This is a genomic window from Haloarcula mannanilytica (assembly GCF_005406125.1).
In the GTDB taxonomy this organism is placed as follows: domain Archaea; phylum Halobacteriota; class Halobacteria; order Halobacteriales; family Haloarculaceae; genus Haloarcula; species Haloarcula mannanilytica.
In genome coordinates this window covers 202,422-217,722 of record NZ_BIXZ01000002.1, presented here as the reverse complement: position 1 = coordinate 217,722, position 15,301 = coordinate 202,422, and the positions used below count along the sequence as shown (strand labels likewise).

Genomic DNA, 15,301 nt, shown 5'->3' with positions numbered 1-15,301 from the left:
AATGCACGCACTGGGATAGGAATGTGGCTATTAGTCCCACACCGGTAGCGGTTCGAGTGGAATCCGACCGACTGAGTGCGGGGACTACGATTCGGGTCTAGCCCCCCACCCCTTCGTTTCAAGTGGAACGCCACACACCCCTGGGGAGGGGTGGGAGAATCACCGGTCAAATCGGGAGCGGACCAGTTACTCAGATCAGTCCGACTCGCGATTCCACTAGCTAGAGCGGCCTAGACGCTAGAAAACCGACTACAGACTCCTACTAGATATTTGTTGTATCTAGTGCGGCTTTGGTTTATAGGATAGTGTATTAAATCTTTCCTCTTCCTATAGAACAATATCCTCACCCCCTCCCCCCACCCCCGGGCTTGTTTCCCGTTCCACCGGAAACGAAGGGGTGGGGGGGTTGCCCCGATACGGTGGATCTATCTTACCAGTCCCATCCCTTCTTGCCCCTCTCGCGCATACTCACACATTAGAATCTGTACCGTGGCCCCGCTTCACATCCGGGGTCCATCCTGCTACACCATGCCCGTGCTGTCCCCACAACTGACGCTATAGAACTCAGTATGGCACCGATGGCCTATATGGTCCAAACATCAATATCGTAACATATATCTTTCATGGGTGGTGGACCGAAATATTTAATATCGACTCACGGTACGGTTCATGTGGTTCAACTGGACGCACCGGAGAGCGTTGATGCTCACTAACAACGGCACTAACGCACTCCTCGCTCCCTCTGTTCCGGTATGTCCGACTCGCTCCACACGAAACGAAGGGGACCCTCTCGACTATGACTGACGAAAGCGACAACTCGCCCCCGGAATCCGATCCGTCGACGACAGAGACATCGAACGCAACGGACGGGTCCGACGGGCAGCTTGATGTCGGAACGGATGCGGGAACGGCATCCGGCTCGTCCGACCTCGACGATGTCATCCTCGATAATCTCGATACCGGCTCGGACGATCCGTCCGACGAGGCCTCCCGCGGTCTGTTCGATGACCTCCTCGAAGGCGAGCCGATCTTCGAGAACAAGGAGGTGCTTCGCCCCTCGTATACACCGCACAAACTCCCCCACCGCGAGGAGCAGATCAACAACATGGCGACAATTCTGGTCACCGCTTTGCGCGGTGATACGCCGTCGAACATCCTCATCTATGGGAAGACGGGAACGGGGAAGACGGCGTCCGCGAAGTTCGTCAGCGAAGAACTCGAAACGACCTCACAGAAGTACGAGGTTCCCTGTGAAGTAGAGTACATCAACTGCGAGGTGACCGACACCCAGTACCGCGTGCTGGCCCAGCTTGCGAACAAGTTCATCGACAAGAACGTCAAGCTCATCGACGACCGCATCGACGAACTCGAAGATATCCAGACGCGCGCACGCGAGGACACGACTGCACTCGAAGAGGTGGCCTTCGACTCCATCGAAGATATCGAAACCGAAATCGAATCGCTGGAAGCAGACAAGGCGGAGTTCGAGGAAGTCCCGATGACGGGGTGGCCGACGGATCGGGTCTACAGTTCCTTCTTCGACGCCGTCGACTACCACGAGCGCGTGGTCGTCATCATGCTCGACGAAATCGACAAACTCGTCGAGAAAAGCGGCGACGACACCCTGTATAACCTCTCCCGGATGAACTCCGAACTGGAGAACTCCCGCGTCTCGATCATGGGCATCTCGAACGACCTGAAGTTCACCGACTTTCTGGACCCCCGGGTCAAATCCAGTCTCGGCGAGGAGGAGATCGTCTTCCCGCCGTACGACGCGAATCAACTCCGGGATATCCTCCAGGCGCGCTCGGACGTGGCGTTCAAAGGCGACGCGCTCACCGAGGATGTCATCCCGCTGTGTGCGGCCTTCGCTGCACAGGAACACGGGGACGCCCGCCGCGCGCTCGACCTCCTCCGGACGGCCGGTGAACTCGCTGAACGGGACCAGACCGACAACGTCCTCGAAGACCACGTCCGACAGGCCCAGGAGAAGATCGAACTCGACCGGGTCGTCGAGGTCGTCCGGACGCTTCCCACCCAGTCGAAAATCGTCCTCTTTGCCATCATCCTCCTGGAAAAGAACGGTGTCCACAACATCAACACCGGCGAGGTGTTCAACATCTACAAGAACCTCTGTGAGGAGATCGACGCCGACATTCTGACCCAGCGCCGTGTCACCGACCTCATCTCGGAACTGGACATGCTTGGGATCGTCAACGCTGTCGTCGTCTCGAAGGGTCGCTACGGGCGGACCAAAGAAATCTCGTTGTCGGTTCCGACCGAGGAGACGGAGGCAGTGCTCCTGTCGGATTCGAGACTCGGCGATATCGACGATGTCCAGCCGTTCGTCCAGGCCCGGTTCGACAACTGACCTGCGGGTTCTGTCCTCCCTCGATAGTACACGCTGTTCCAGATGAAACAGTCCCCTCTCCCAGTGCGTAGTAGCACCTAGCCGGCTACCGTCGTGTTCACAGCCGCCGTTCCCGTTTCGTTTGTCACCGTTAGTTCTGTCCCGTTCGTCGCTGTCGGCCCCGTCTCGTTTGTCGCCGGTGCCGTCGCTCCGGCCCGGTTCCACTGGAGTCGAACCTGGCCAAGCAGTGGGACGCGTAGCTCGGCGGTACCGACGACCCAGCCGGGTTTGACCGGGTCGCTGATGGGAGTGGTACCGACCTGATCGTAGCGGCCGTTGTTGTCGCCCTTGGTGATGAAACCGGCGTGGTCAGCCGGACAGGACGTGAGCTGCTCACAGTTGTTCGCGCTCCCGATGTAGTTCTCGTTCGCCCGGTCGTACCAGTTCTCGTCCGCTTCGACCCACAGCATCGCACGGTGGATAATCGGTGTTTGTCGCCCGTTCCCGTCCGGTTTGTACACGATGACATCGCCCGGGTGCTGGAACTTCCGGTAGCTGTCGCCATTGGCTGCCGTGACGACGCCGTGGTGGTCGGCCGGTCCCGAGAACCGGTCCTCGTCCATCACGAACACCAGATCCCCTTCCTTGATGTGGGGGTCCATGCTGGGGCTTTCGATAGCGACAAGCGGGGGCCAGACGCCGCTGATGGCGAACAGCAACATCCCGACGAGCAGGACGGAACCGGCACTGCTAACGATATCGGTCACGTACACAATCCCTCCCGGTTTCTCGTCTTCGTCCGACGACCGACGGTCTGGCCCGGCCATTCGTATCACGAATACTCGGAGGCGACCAATCAACTTTCTGTTGTCAGACCGAACGCTGTGTCCCGGTTCGGTCACACCGCCCCGGCGGTTTCGATTCGACGACTGGTATCGACTGACGCTGCTCCGACCGGGATCGATACTGTCCGTATCTCGGATGGCTGTATCCGAACGTAGCCGAGGCGCGGGATTCTGAAGACGCCGGTTCCGATGACCCACTGGGGACGGACGACGGTACTCGCCCCGTTCACCTGATCGTACTGAGTGTTGGAAACCTCGTTGTCGCCTTTCGTGATGAATCCGGCGTGTGGTGCCGGACAGTTCCGAAGCTCGGCGCAACTGTCCGCGCCGCCGACGTACGCCGGGTTCGCCCGGTCGTACCAGTTTTCGCCGGTATCGACCCACAGCATCGCGCGGTGGATGACTGGCGTTCGCTCCTCGTTGCCGTTCGGTTCGAAGACGATGACATCCCCGTGTTGCTGAAACGTCCGATACCCCGTCTCGGTGCCGGCGGCCGCCGTCACAACGCCGTGGCGAGCGTCCTGACCCGGGAACCGCTCCGCGTCCATGAGAAACACCATATCGCCGGTCTCGATGTGTGGTTCCATGCTCCCGCTCTCGATAGCGACGAGCGGGGGCCACACCCCGCTAACGGCAAACAGGAGCGCACCGACGAGTATGACAGCCCCGATGCTCGTCCCCATCTCGCGGAGGTACAAGCCGAGACGAGACCCGTGGTCCGCTCCCACAAACGCGTCTGTCCTCTCTTGAGCCGTCCTGTCGGTCGATTTGTCCCGGCCCATCCTATCTCGGATTGCCGGCAGCGGCGTATCAATCTTGTGACGGCTGTCGGTCCGCTATCCTTTTGCCCACAGACACGGAGTGTGGAACGTGCCTCTGGAGACGCCGGCACGCATCGTCAGCGAACTCGCGAGCCGCGGCTACAACGCGGAACGCGAGGCGGTGACACGGATCGCCGACACGGCCGACCCGGCGACGACGCTTGAACGCGCACTCGAAACCCTCCCCGATGAGGCGCTGAAGCTGACAACGGACCACGTCGATTATGTGATTGAGGCGACAGAAAACGGCGATAGCCCGCCGAATCCAGAACCAGACCATGGGGACGAAACCGCCGGCTCTCCGACCCAGCCACACCCCTCCGTTTCAACTGGAACGGATACCGACCCGTCGACCGAACCGGGTACGTCCGCTCGACCTGAAACGGGGGGGTCACGGGACGTGGACACATCCCTGCGGGCCATCGAAGTCGCAAACGACATGACCGGCCAGTCCACCGGGACCGGCGAGTACTCGGATTTCGTCGCGGTGTTCCGGGACCGCTACGAGAAACTGGCGAGCAAATTACGCGGCCGCGTGAACCACCGACCGACCGACGCCATCGAGAACATGGGCGGCGGAAGCGAGGCCGCCCTCATTGGGATGGTCTCGGATATCCGGTCGACCGCCAGCGGGCACTGGCTGGTCGAACTCGAAGACACGAACGGGACCTTTCCCTGTCTCGTGATGAAAGACCGCCCTATCGCTGACCTCGTCCAGCAGCTGCTCATGGACGAAGTCATCGCCGTCGAGGGGACGCTAGCCGACGATGCCGGTATCCTGTTCGTCGACTCGCTGTTCTTCCCGGACGTGCCCCGAACCCACAGCCCCTCGACGGCCGACCGGCACGTCCAGGCGGCGCTCATCTCCGACGTTCACGTGGGTAGTCAGGAGTTCATGGAGGACGCCTGGCATCGCTTCACAGACTGGCTTCACACGCCCGAAGCCGAGAGCGTAGAATACCTGCTCATCGCTGGCGACATGGTGGAGGGCGTCGGCATCTACCCCGAGCAGGACGAGGAACTGGACATCATCGACATCTACGACCAGTACCGCGCGTTCTCGGAGTACCTCAAGGAGGTCCCGGGCGACATGGAGATTCGGATGATTCCGGGCAACCACGACGCCGTTCGACTGGCCGAGCCCCAGCCTGGCTTTGACGAGGAACTCCGAGATATCATGACCGCCCACGACGCGCAGGTCCACTCCAATCCCTCGCTGGTCACCGTCGAGGGCGTCACAGTGTTGATGTACCACGGCGTCTCGCTGGATGAGGTCATCGCCGAACTCCCCGACGAGGAAGCGAGCTACGAGGAGCCCCACAAGGCGATGTACCAGCTCCTCAAGAAACGCCACGTCGCGCCCCAGTACGGCGGCCACACCCGGCTTGCCCCCGAAGACCGCGACTATCTGGTCATGGAGGACGTTCCTGACGTGTTCCACACCGGCCACGTCCACAAGCTCGGGTGGGGCGAGTATCACAACGTCGTTGCGCTGAACTCCGGGTGCTGGCAGGCCCAGACGGCGTTCCAGAAAAGCGTCAATATCGACCCCGACGCCGGGTATGCGCCGATTCTGGACCTCGATACGCTTGAGATGACGGTCCGCAAATTCAGCTAAACCACCTTTTTCCGCCTTGGGTGCGCTCTGCGCACCACTCGGCGCAAAAACGTGGTCTTGCTGAGCGGAGCGAAGCAAGGCTCGAAAGACGAGCGGAGCGAGTCTTTCGGTGGTGAAAAAAGCCGGAATCGCTCCGCGATTCCGGTGAAACCGCTCGCCACCGGCGAGCGGTATGCTTGTCCCGTTGACGGCGGCAGGCCTGCCCTTCCCCGGGTCGCTTCGGGTGCGACGGTCGTCGCACCACTCGCTCCCGGCCGGAATGCTCGTCGATATGTTCATTTAGAGGATAATACCGGCGCTACTGGCCTTCTCGGTCCGAACTCGTTCGGTATGGGTGCGAAGAATCGCCGCTATCTCGTAGCAGTGGCCGGCGTCACCGCTGGGGTCGCCATTAAGCCCTTTCACGTTCAATCCGGGGGTGTATGAGCGACGACCCAGACCGTGGATTCGAGACTGACGCCCTGCACGTCGGGCAAGAAGAGCCAGACGCCGAGACGCGCTCGCGCGCGCCGCCGCTGTACCAGACCACCTCGTACGTCTTCGAGGACGCTGAGGATGCAGCCCAGCAGTTCGCACTGGAGAAGCCGGGCCACATCTACTCGCGGCTGATGAACCCCACTGTCGGGATGCTCCAGGAACGGCTGGCGGCGCTGGAAGGGGGCGTCGGCGCGGTCGCAACCGCTTCCGGCATGGCGTCGCTGAACCTCGCCACCTTCCTGCTTGCGGATGTCGGCGACAACGTCGTCACGGCGTCGTCGCTGTACGGTGGGACCTACACCTACTACACCCACACCGCGCCGCGAAACGGTGTTGAGACCCGCTTCGTCGACACGCTCGACTACGACGCCTACGCCGAGGCCATCGACGAGAACACGGCCTACGTTCACTGCGAGACCATCGGTAACCCGGCGCTCGTGACGCCCGACTTCGAGCGCCTGGCCGAGATCGCCCACGACCACAGCGTCCCCTTCTTCGTCGACAACACCTTCGCGACGCCGTACCTCTGCAACCCAATCGAACACGGCGCGGACCTCGTCTGGAACTCCACGACCAAGTGGATTCACGGCCACGGCACCACCGTCGGCGGGATTCTCGTCGACGGCGGCTCCTTCCCGTGGGAGGAACACGCCGACAAGTTCCCCGAAATCGCCGGCGACAACCCCGCGTATCACGGCGTCAACTTCCGGGAGCGCTTCGACGACGCTGCTTTCACCTACGCCGCCATCGCCCGTGGTCTCCGTGACCTGGGCTGCCAGCAGTCTCCCTTCGACGCCTGGCAGACGATGCAGGGGCTGGAGACGCTGCCCGCGCGGATGGACCGTCACTGCGACAACGCCATGGGCGTCGCCGAGTTCCTCGCGGACCACCCCGAAGTCTCGTGGGTCACCTACCCCGGCCTCGACGACCACGAGACCCACGACACCGCCAGCGAGTACCTCGACGGCGGCTACGGCGGGATGATAACGTTCGGCCTTGACGCGGGCTATGACGCCGCCCGCTCGACCGTCGAATCGACGGAAATCGCCTCGCTGCTGGCGAACGTCGGCGACGCGAAGACGCTCATCATCCACCCCGCCTCGACCACCCACCAGCAACTCACCGACGAGGAAAAGGCCGCTGCCGGGGTCACCGATGATATGGTCCGTCTCTCTGTCGGCACCGAGTCTGTCGAGGATATCAAGGCCGACCTTGATCAGGCTATCAGCCGCGCAACTAATTAGCAAAGGACAAAGATTTTCGACTATCTGTGGACGGACGTGCCAGATTAGCGCAACAATTCACCTATTCACTAGGTTTATTAGGATAGCGGTTGATGTATTCAATGAACCGTCGCCGGTAGCGAGCACGCGTCGGTTCACGCTCAACCATACTCTGTCATTGGTCCGACAACGAATGCTCGCATCCGTGGGGAGCGTGCTTCTCCCTGTTTTCCATTTCCCGCTTTCGATGACGTACTGACCGACACGAAAAGCGGCGAAAACAGAGACTGCGCTACAGGATTTGCTTGGCTTCCAGCAGGTCGTACAGTTCGTCCATCGTCTCGACCGTCGTGTCACACGACGGCGCGACGGCCGGTTTCGGGTCGAAGCCGATAGCGAGGTTCGCGACTTCGAGCATCGGGAGGTCGTTGGCCCCGTCGCCGACCGCGACGGTTGTGTCTCGGTCCTCGCCGGTGACGGCGGTCACGACCTCCAGCGCGTCGTCTTTCGTCCCGGAGATGAGCGGTCCGCGGACCTCGCCGGTGAGTTTGCCGTCCTCGACTAACAGCCGGTTGGCGACGATGGCGTCGACCTCGACCCCCTCCGTTTCGAGTGCAGCCTCGACGCCGCGCTCGAACCCGCCGGTGAGGATGGCGACGTAGACGCCGGCATCTCGCAGGGCCTCGATGACCTGCGCCGCACCGGGACGCAAAGCGACTTCGTCAAAGGCCGCCTGGGCTTTTTCGTCCGGGAGGTCCTCCAGCAGCGCACAGCGCTTTCGGAGGCTCTCGGCGTACTCGATTTCGTCGTTCATCGCGCGCTCGGTGATGTCGGCCATGTCTTCGGCCGTCCCGTTCTGGTTCCCGAGCAGGACCGTCATCTCCGAGTCGGAGAGCGTCCCGTCGAAGTCGAAGGCGACTAGCATTGCCCGCCAGTTTCGCGTGGAGGGTTTCAAACTATCCGGTTTCCGGTCGGCGGCCCGTCGCTTTCGCCCCTCGGGACGCTCGGACCCGCTACGGCTTCGGCGGCAGCCCGTCGTAGGCCTCGGCATCCACCTTTTTCAGCGTCGCCGTTCCTCACTCGCGCCGCTCGTTGCGGGACGGCTCCTGGAAAAACGTGGGCGAAAAACGGTGTGTTCTCACTCCGTTCGAACACAGTGCCACTGACTCAGGGCTTCGGCGGCGGCCCGTCGTAGGCTTCCATGTCCTGGTAGAAGTTCAGCATCGCGAACTTGAGTTTCTCGGGGCCGATGTCGACCATCTCGCGGCGTTCTTCCGGAGGAAAGGTTCCCCGGACGGCGTAGTCGTGCATCTCCATCTCGGCGGCCTCGGTGTAGCGCTTGTCCAGCAGGATGCGCGCCCCGAAGTCGTCCGGTGAACGGACCACCCGACCGAGGGCCTGTCTGGTCTTGCGGACCGTCGGAATCTCGACGGCGTAGCGCCAGCCTGCGTCGTCCTCGTCCTCGCCGAAGGCTACGTCGTAGGCGTCCTGCACGGCGTCCATGCGGTCGTCGAGGTGGGGGTAGGGAACGCCAACCACGACGACGGTCCGGGCGTCGTCGCCGTCATAGCTCACGCCCTCGCCCAGCGTCCCCCACAGCGAGGTGTAGAGGACGCCGTCATCGCCATCGGTGAAGGCCTCACGGAGGTCACGCGCTTGCGTGCCCGGTTCGTCCAGGTACCGCGTCGCGCTCACGGCAGTCATGTCGTGGTAGCGCTCGGCCTCGCTGTAGGAGGGACAGAACACGAGCGTGTTCCCGGGCGTGAAGCGCACGATGTCTTCGAGGGTGCGGGCGATGCGCTGCTGTGTCTGGGGGTCGTCCCGTTCGCTGGAAAACAGCGCGGGGCCGTCGACGGCGTAGGTCCGGCGGCGTTCCTCCGGGAACTGCGCGCCGTAGGCCATCGTCACCGGGTCCTCGACGCCGACCACGTTCTCGGTCACGTCGAAGGGCCGCAGCGTGGCGCTCATCAGCACCGCTGCGTGGAGGTCCTCGAACAGGTCGCGGGTGATCTGTTCGGGGATGCAGGTGTACAGTTCCGCGCGGCCGTACACCTCGTCGGTCGACTCGTCGCGGCGGACGCTGACGACGGGGTACTGGCCGGTCTCGTCGGATTCGTCGAGCCAGTCGGCGATGAAGCCGGCGGCCTGCAGGGTCTGGCACTCCTTTCTAGTGTCCAGCTCTCCCTTCTTGAACGCCTCCTGATACCGTGCGTCCAAATCGCGACCGAGTTCCAGCGCGTGATCCAGTTCCTCGTGGAAGCCGGGGCCGGTGTATCCCTGGAGGAACGCGAGCGTCAGGTCGTCTTTCCGGTCGTCGTTGGCGATGGTGATGTCGTCCCAGTGCTCGTCGACGGTCGCGCGACGGCCGAACTCGAAGGAGTCCTCGTAGGCCTCGACGAGTGCGTCCCGGAACGTCTCGATGACGTTGGCCGCGGCGTCGGTCCGGGCGTCGTCCTCGCCGTCGAGTTCGTCCAGCGCCTGGTCGAGCGTGTTCTCGGTGAGCGTCCGCCGGGCGTGGTCGCGGGCGGCCGATTCGACGTTGTGGGCCTCGTCGAAGACGGCGATGATGTCCTCGGGGTCGCGTCCGATCCAGTGGAAGAACTGCTCGCGGATGGTCGGGTCAAGCAGGTGGTGGTAGTTACACACCACGAGGTCGACGCCGTCCATTCCCTCTTTCAGCAGTTCGTAGCCACAGAGTCCCTGCTGGTGGGCGTACTCGTACACGTCGTCGGGCGTCCGAACGTCGTCGAACAGCCAGGCATAGAACTCGCTTGTGTCGACGGTGAGGTTCCGGTAGTAGTGGTCACAGGTCGACCGCTCGGTCTCGATTTCCTCCCGTTCGTCCTGCAGGTCCCGGAGTTCCTCGACGACGGCGTTGCGGGCCTCCATCGCCTCGCTGCTGCCCGCCTGGCCATCCGAGAGGAGTTCCCCCTCGCGCTGTTCCAGTTCGGCGATGTCGCTTTCGACCTCGACGAGGTCACGGGTCGTGTCCCGAAGTGCCTGACATTCCTCGTAGTCAACGTCGATGTGACACATCGACCCCTTGCCGCGGAAGACCACGGCCCGCAGCCGTTCCTGGTTGGTGATCGCTCTGGCGTCCTCGACGAACTGGCGCATCTGCTGGTGGACGTTCGTCGTGATGACGACGGTCTTGCCCGTCTCGCGGGCGTGTTCCAGCGCGGGGACCAGCGACGCGAGCGTTTTGCCGGTCCCGCAGGCCCCTTCGAACAGCACGTCCTGGCCCGCATCGAGGGCGTCGTATATCGTTCCCATCGCCTCCCGCTGATGGTCGTACGGCTCCTCGAAGGGGAAAAACCGCATGTAGCCGTCGTCGGTCGTCGCCACAGGCCTGGTTTGGCCGTTCACCGGCAAAAGGGTTCGCCCCACAGCTACTTGTCGCACCCGGCCCTGCTGAAACACATGTGGCGCGTCACGCTCACCGTTGCTGTCGCGCTTCTCGCGGGCTGTTCCGGCTTTCTCCCGGCCGGTTCGACGGCAGAAGACAGCGACTCGGTGACGCCGGCCCCGGTTCCCACTAGCTCGCCGGACGTGACGGTGACAGTCCCGACCAAGGACGGGACGGTCGACACGGACCGGCTGCTTGACCGCCACAAGTGGGCGCTGGCTAATCGGAGCTTCCACCGCCGGGTCGTCCGGGCGGGGCCACACAACACGCTGGACGTGTGGGTCGACCGCGACGCCGACGTTCGCCGGGTCCGACAGCAGTTCGGGCCATTGACCGACGATACTGTCGTGTCGAACGGGACGGCGTATCACAACGTCCGTGACGACCCCGACACGCCCTACACGACGACGAACGTCACGGGGAACGCGTCGCTGACAGACGCCCCATCGGGACGGGCCGTCCTCGCACTCCTGCTTGCGAACCGGACGTACAGACAGGTCGGTTCGTTCACCTGGAACGGCCGCCCGGTGGCGGTACTGGCCGCGACCACGACTTCCGCCACTCCGGCTGCTGATACCGAATCCGTCGTCGTCACGTCGCGCCTGTACGTCGACCGGCAGGGGATTGTCAGGTACATCGAACACGACGAGAACCGCCCCCAGGCGCAGGACCTCAGCATGGAGATGACCGTCTCGACCGACGTAGAACGCGTGCCGATACCGTGGTGGCTTGCGGAGAACGACCCCTATAGCTCCGGCTCGATGTAGACTTTCCTGATGTCGCCGTTGGTGTCTTGCATCGCCGATTCGAGGGCGGTTATCTCGTTGTCTATTGCCTCCGTGTCGAAGGTCGGGTCGAACTGCAGGTCCGCGAAAACGATAATCTCGTTCGGGCCGAAGTAGACCGTTCGGAAGCCGATGATTTCGGTGACGTGCTCGTTCTGCAGGACGATGTCACGGAGCCGCTGTTCCTCGTCCGTTGGCAGGCTCTCGCCCAGCAGCAGGCGCTTGTTCTCCCAGGCCAGTGCCAGGGCAAAGCCCATCAGCATAATCCCGATGAGCAGCGCGGAAATCCGGTCGAAGAAGGGGTTGCCGGTCTGCTGTTCGAGGAACAGACCGACCAGGGCGATGACGATGCCCGCAAGCGCGATAGTGTCCTCGGTCAGCGCGGTCAGCGTCGTCACGTCGCTCGTCTTGCGGAACGCCTCGCGGTAGCCCGACCAGTCGTTGCGGTCGATCTGGCGTTTCATCTCGGCGCGGGCTTTCACGAGCGCGTACGTTTCGAAAGCAAAGGCTCCGAGCAGGACGGTGTAATTGACCCACAGCGGGTCCAGCCAGGCCGGCGGAGTAAAGGAGATAAATAGGAACTCGACGGCCTCGCCGGCGTGTTGCCCGCCGCCGTGGCCGCCGGCGGTCAGTTGGTTGTAGCCGTGTTTCGCGCTCTCCCAGCCGGCGATGCCGAACAGGAACACGGAGACAAGAAAGCTGTAGAAGAACTGCGCCTTGCCGTACCCGAACGGGTGTTTGCGGTCACGCTCTCGCTCGCTGAATCGAATCCCGATGAGCAAGAACACCTGGTTCCCGGTGTCTGAGATGCTGTGATACGTCTCCGACAGCATCGCCGCACTCCCGGTGAGAAGGAAGCCGAAGAACTTCAAAATCGCAATCGCACCGTTGGCGACCAGTGCGGCCATGACGACTGACTTGCTCCCTGCCATTATTTTTCCGTCACGACCGTAACGCAAAATGCTTCTGGATTTATACCTGGCACCACTACCCGCGGTATGCTCGCTGCCATCTCCGACACTCACGGGACTGACGACCATCGACTGACCGGCCGGACACTAGACGCCGTCCGCGAGGCCGACCACGTTCTTCACGCGGGCGATTTCATGACCGAACCGGTCCTCGATGCAATCGACGCCGAGTGCGACGAACTGACCGGCGTCGTCGGAAACAACGACAGGTCGGCGGTCCGCGACCGACTCCCCGACGTTGCGACCATCTCTTGGGAGGGACTTACAATCGTCGTCGCTCATGGCCACGAGCACACCGAAACCGCGCTCGGCATGCTAGCTCGGCAGGAAAACGCCGACATCGTCGTCGTCGGCCACTCACACAACCCCACGCTGACCGATTTCGGCGGCTGGACGCTGGTCAACCCGGGCAGTTACGCCGATCCGCGGCGCTATCAGCCGGCACATGCGGAACTCGATGTCGTGGCCGGGGACGTTCGTGTACGCCTTCGCTCCCCGGACGGGACGCCGATCTCGACGACTACTGTCGAACGATAAGACAATCTCGCAGAACACCGCTGATTGAGACGCTATCTTCGTCGTCTTGGAGAAAAGCAGTCGTCGCCGGTTACTCGCGCATGTACCACAGCGCCGCCATCCCCGCGAGGACGAATGCGCCGCCGGCGAAGAACGCTAGCCCCGGCGGGATAACGGCTGCGGCAGCTTCAGCACCGCCCTGTGCGGCAGTATCGAGCGCCCCCGCAGTAGTCTCGAAGCCACCGTCGGTCACGGTCGCGTTCTCGGCATAGAGGCTCGGATTCCGGGGATCGGTGTCCGCACTCCCGGTGGACACGGTCGGTCCGCCAAACAGCGTTCCCAGCCCGCTCCCGAACACCTGCTGGACCAGCAGGCTGGCAAAGCCGATGATAGCGAGGCCACCGACGAGGTTCGCTAGCGCCGCCCGCAGGCCCGACGTTTCCTGTTCGTCACCGGCACAGATGACAAGCGGCTGGTTGGCCGGGGCGAACACGTCCATCTCCCGGCCCTTCTCGGAGTAGGCCGTATCGACCACCTCCACTGCACCGGCGTTTTTGAGTTTCTTCAGATGGTACTGCGCGTTTTGTAGCGACGTATCCACCCGGTCGGCGAGTTCCGACGGTGGCGCTGGCTCCTTGTTCAGTTCTGACAGTAAGTTACGCGCTGTCTCTGCCGAGAGTGCCGACAGCACGTCGTCCGCATCATCACTGTCGACACCGATGACTCGGGGTTCGGCGTCCGGGGTCGCCGGGTCCCGAGAAGGCAGCAACGACATGGTAGTTCATATGTTCTATGGTATTATTAGTCTTTGCCAAGGGCTAGTACTCGTTGTAGCTATCGCTCAAACCCGTATTTTACCCTCCAAAATCGCCCGGGAGACGCCCGATTGCGCGACTCCCGAAAGGACTTTCATCTCCGCTCGACAATCGCCGGTATGGTTGACTGGGTCACCTACGCGCTTCTCGCCGCTGTCCTCCTGTTTTTCTTTTTCATGTACCTGATGCTCCGGCGGACGTTTCAGGGGTTCAAAGAGGGGTTCCAGCAGAGCAAGAAGAAGTAGCCGGGAAGGTAACGGGTAAGGCCTGCCGGCGGCGCCTACCTGTATGGACCCACGTATCCGCGAACACGCAGAGGTCATCGTCGACCACTCTATCGACCTGAGCGAGGGCGACAATCTGGTTATCGACGCCCACCCCCAGGCTGCGGACCTCGTCACCGCGTTACACGAGTTCGCCGCCGACCGCGGTGCGAACCCGCTCGTCGTCCAGGACCGTCTCGGCGAGCGGTTCCGCCGTGCCTATCTCCGCAACCGTGACGAGTTCGAGACACCGAGCCACGTTGAGGCGCTGTACGAGGAGATGGACGCCTACATCGCCATCAAGGGCAGCGACAACGTCACTGAAACCAGCGATGTGGACCCCGAAACGACGGCCGCCTACCAGCAGTCCCAGCAGCCGCTCCTGAACGAACGGCTCTCGAAGACCTGGTGTCTCACCCAGTACCCCGCGCCTGCGAACGCTCAGCTCGCCCAGACTTCGACGGAGGGCTACGAGAACTTCGTCTGGGACGCCGTCCTCAAAGACTGGGACGCCGTCCGCGAGCACCAGTCACAGATGGTCGAGATTCTGGACCCTGCCGACGAGGTCCGCATCGTCTCCGGGGAGACCACCGACGTGACGATGTCTATCGCCGGCAACGAGACCCTCAACGACTACGGCGAGAAGAACCTCCCCGGCGGCGAGGTGTTCACCGCGCCGGTCCCTGACAGCGTCGAGGGCGAAGTGCTGTTCGACAAGCCGCTGTACCACCAGGGTCGAGAGGTGACTGGCGTATTCCTGCGGTTCGAAGACGGTGAAGTGGTAGAACACAGCGCCGAGAAGAACGAGGACCTCCTTACCGAGGTGCTGTCGACTGACGACGGCGCGAACCGGCTGGGCGAACTCGGTATAGGGATGAACCGCGACATCGACCAGTTCTCCTACAACATGCTGTTCGACGAGAAGATGGGCGACACCGTTCACATGGCGGTAGGACGAGCCTACGAGGAGACTGTCGGCGAGGACAACGAACAGAACGAGTCGGCGGTCCACGTCGACATGATCGTCGACATGAGCGAGGATTCGTTCATTGAAGTCGACGGTGAAGTTGTGCAGCGGGACGGGACGTTCGTCTTCGAAGACGGCTTCGAAGCGTAGAGCAGGGGCTCGCTAAAGTTCGCGCCCATATCCGTTTTCCAGATGCACTCGCCGTCTATCGGAAGGCGCATTCATCCGAATTCTGTCCTTCTAG

At 62.5% G+C, this 15,301-nt stretch carries 13 protein-coding genes; 7 read left to right on the top strand and 6 right to left on the bottom strand.

What is annotated here, in order from left to right:
- Positions 1-796 precede the first annotated feature (796 nt).
- On the top strand, positions 797-2,371 hold the full coding sequence (locus Harman_RS08280) for a Cdc6/Cdc18 family protein (RefSeq protein ID WP_137683337.1): 1,575 nt from the start codon (positions 797-799) through the stop codon (positions 2,369-2,371).
- A 77-nt stretch (positions 2,372-2,448) separates the two neighbouring features.
- Here the strand turns inward: Harman_RS08280 and Harman_RS08275 are convergent, their stop codons facing one another.
- Both Harman_RS08275 and Harman_RS08270 read right to left on the bottom strand, forming a co-directional pair.
- Positions 2,449-3,126 carry a S26 family signal peptidase gene (locus tag Harman_RS08275; protein WP_137683754.1) on the bottom strand — a complete coding sequence of 226 codons (678 nt, stop codon included), beginning with the start codon at positions 3,124-3,126 and terminating at the stop codon, positions 2,449-2,451.
- Between the two features lie 122 nt (positions 3,127-3,248).
- A complete protein-coding gene (locus Harman_RS08270; protein WP_137683336.1) occupies positions 3,249-3,977 on the bottom strand; it encodes a S26 family signal peptidase in 729 nt (242 codons plus the stop codon).
- Positions 3,978-4,065: 88 nt separating this feature from the next.
- On the opposite strand from Harman_RS08270, the gene Harman_RS08265 reads away from it, so the two are divergent.
- Positions 4,066-5,634 carry a DNA-directed DNA polymerase II small subunit gene (locus tag Harman_RS08265; RefSeq protein WP_137683335.1) on the top strand — a complete coding sequence of 523 codons (1,569 nt, stop codon included), beginning with the start codon at positions 4,066-4,068 and terminating at the stop codon, positions 5,632-5,634.
- Between the two features lie 422 nt (positions 5,635-6,056).
- Positions 6,057-7,355: an O-acetylhomoserine aminocarboxypropyltransferase/cysteine synthase family protein gene (locus Harman_RS08260; protein ID WP_137683334.1), complete on the top strand. Its 1,299-nt coding sequence runs from the start codon at positions 6,057-6,059 to the stop codon at positions 7,353-7,355.
- A gap of 271 nt (positions 7,356-7,626) precedes the next feature.
- Here Harman_RS08260 and serB read toward each other — a convergent pair whose 3' ends face one another.
- Positions 7,627-8,259: a phosphoserine phosphatase SerB gene (gene serB / locus Harman_RS08255; protein WP_137683333.1), complete on the bottom strand. Its 633-nt coding sequence runs from the start codon at positions 8,257-8,259 to the stop codon at positions 7,627-7,629.
- A 242-nt stretch (positions 8,260-8,501) separates the two neighbouring features.
- Positions 8,502-10,679 (bottom strand): ATP-dependent DNA helicase, encoded by a 2,178-nt coding sequence (locus Harman_RS08250; RefSeq protein ID WP_137683332.1) that lies wholly within the window; start codon positions 10,677-10,679, stop codon positions 8,502-8,504.
- Between the two features lie 75 nt (positions 10,680-10,754).
- Between Harman_RS08250 and Harman_RS08245 the strand changes: the two genes are divergently transcribed.
- Complete coding sequence (locus tag Harman_RS08245) at positions 10,755-11,507, top strand: hypothetical protein (RefSeq protein ID WP_137683331.1); 753 nt, start codon at positions 10,755-10,757, stop codon at positions 11,505-11,507.
- On the opposite strand, the gene Harman_RS08240 is transcribed toward Harman_RS08245, so the two are convergent.
- On the bottom strand, positions 11,486-12,457 hold the full coding sequence (locus Harman_RS08240) for a cation diffusion facilitator family transporter (RefSeq protein ID WP_137683330.1): 972 nt from the start codon (positions 12,455-12,457) through the stop codon (positions 11,486-11,488). The two genes, Harman_RS08245 and Harman_RS08240, sit on opposite strands and share 22 nt — an antisense overlap.
- A gap of 66 nt (positions 12,458-12,523) precedes the next feature.
- Between Harman_RS08240 and Harman_RS08235 the strand changes: the two genes are divergently transcribed.
- Positions 12,524-13,033, top strand: a complete 510-nt coding sequence (locus Harman_RS08235; RefSeq protein ID WP_137683329.1) for a metallophosphoesterase — start codon at positions 12,524-12,526, stop codon at positions 13,031-13,033.
- Between the two features lie 70 nt (positions 13,034-13,103).
- Here Harman_RS08235 and Harman_RS08230 read toward each other — a convergent pair whose 3' ends face one another.
- Entirely contained in the window at positions 13,104-13,787 is a 684-nt protein-coding gene (locus Harman_RS08230; RefSeq protein WP_137683328.1) for an ArsR/SmtB family transcription factor, read from the bottom strand.
- A 159-nt stretch (positions 13,788-13,946) separates the two neighbouring features.
- On the opposite strand from Harman_RS08230, the gene Harman_RS21945 reads away from it, so the two are divergent.
- Positions 13,947-14,072: a DUF7859 family protein gene (locus Harman_RS21945; RefSeq protein ID WP_268812795.1), complete on the top strand. Its 126-nt coding sequence runs from the start codon at positions 13,947-13,949 to the stop codon at positions 14,070-14,072.
- 43 nt (positions 14,073-14,115) lie between these two features.
- Positions 14,116-15,207 carry an aminopeptidase gene (locus Harman_RS08225; protein ID WP_137683327.1) on the top strand — a complete coding sequence of 364 codons (1,092 nt, stop codon included), beginning with the start codon at positions 14,116-14,118 and terminating at the stop codon, positions 15,205-15,207.
- The last annotated feature ends 94 nt before the right edge of the window (positions 15,208-15,301 follow it).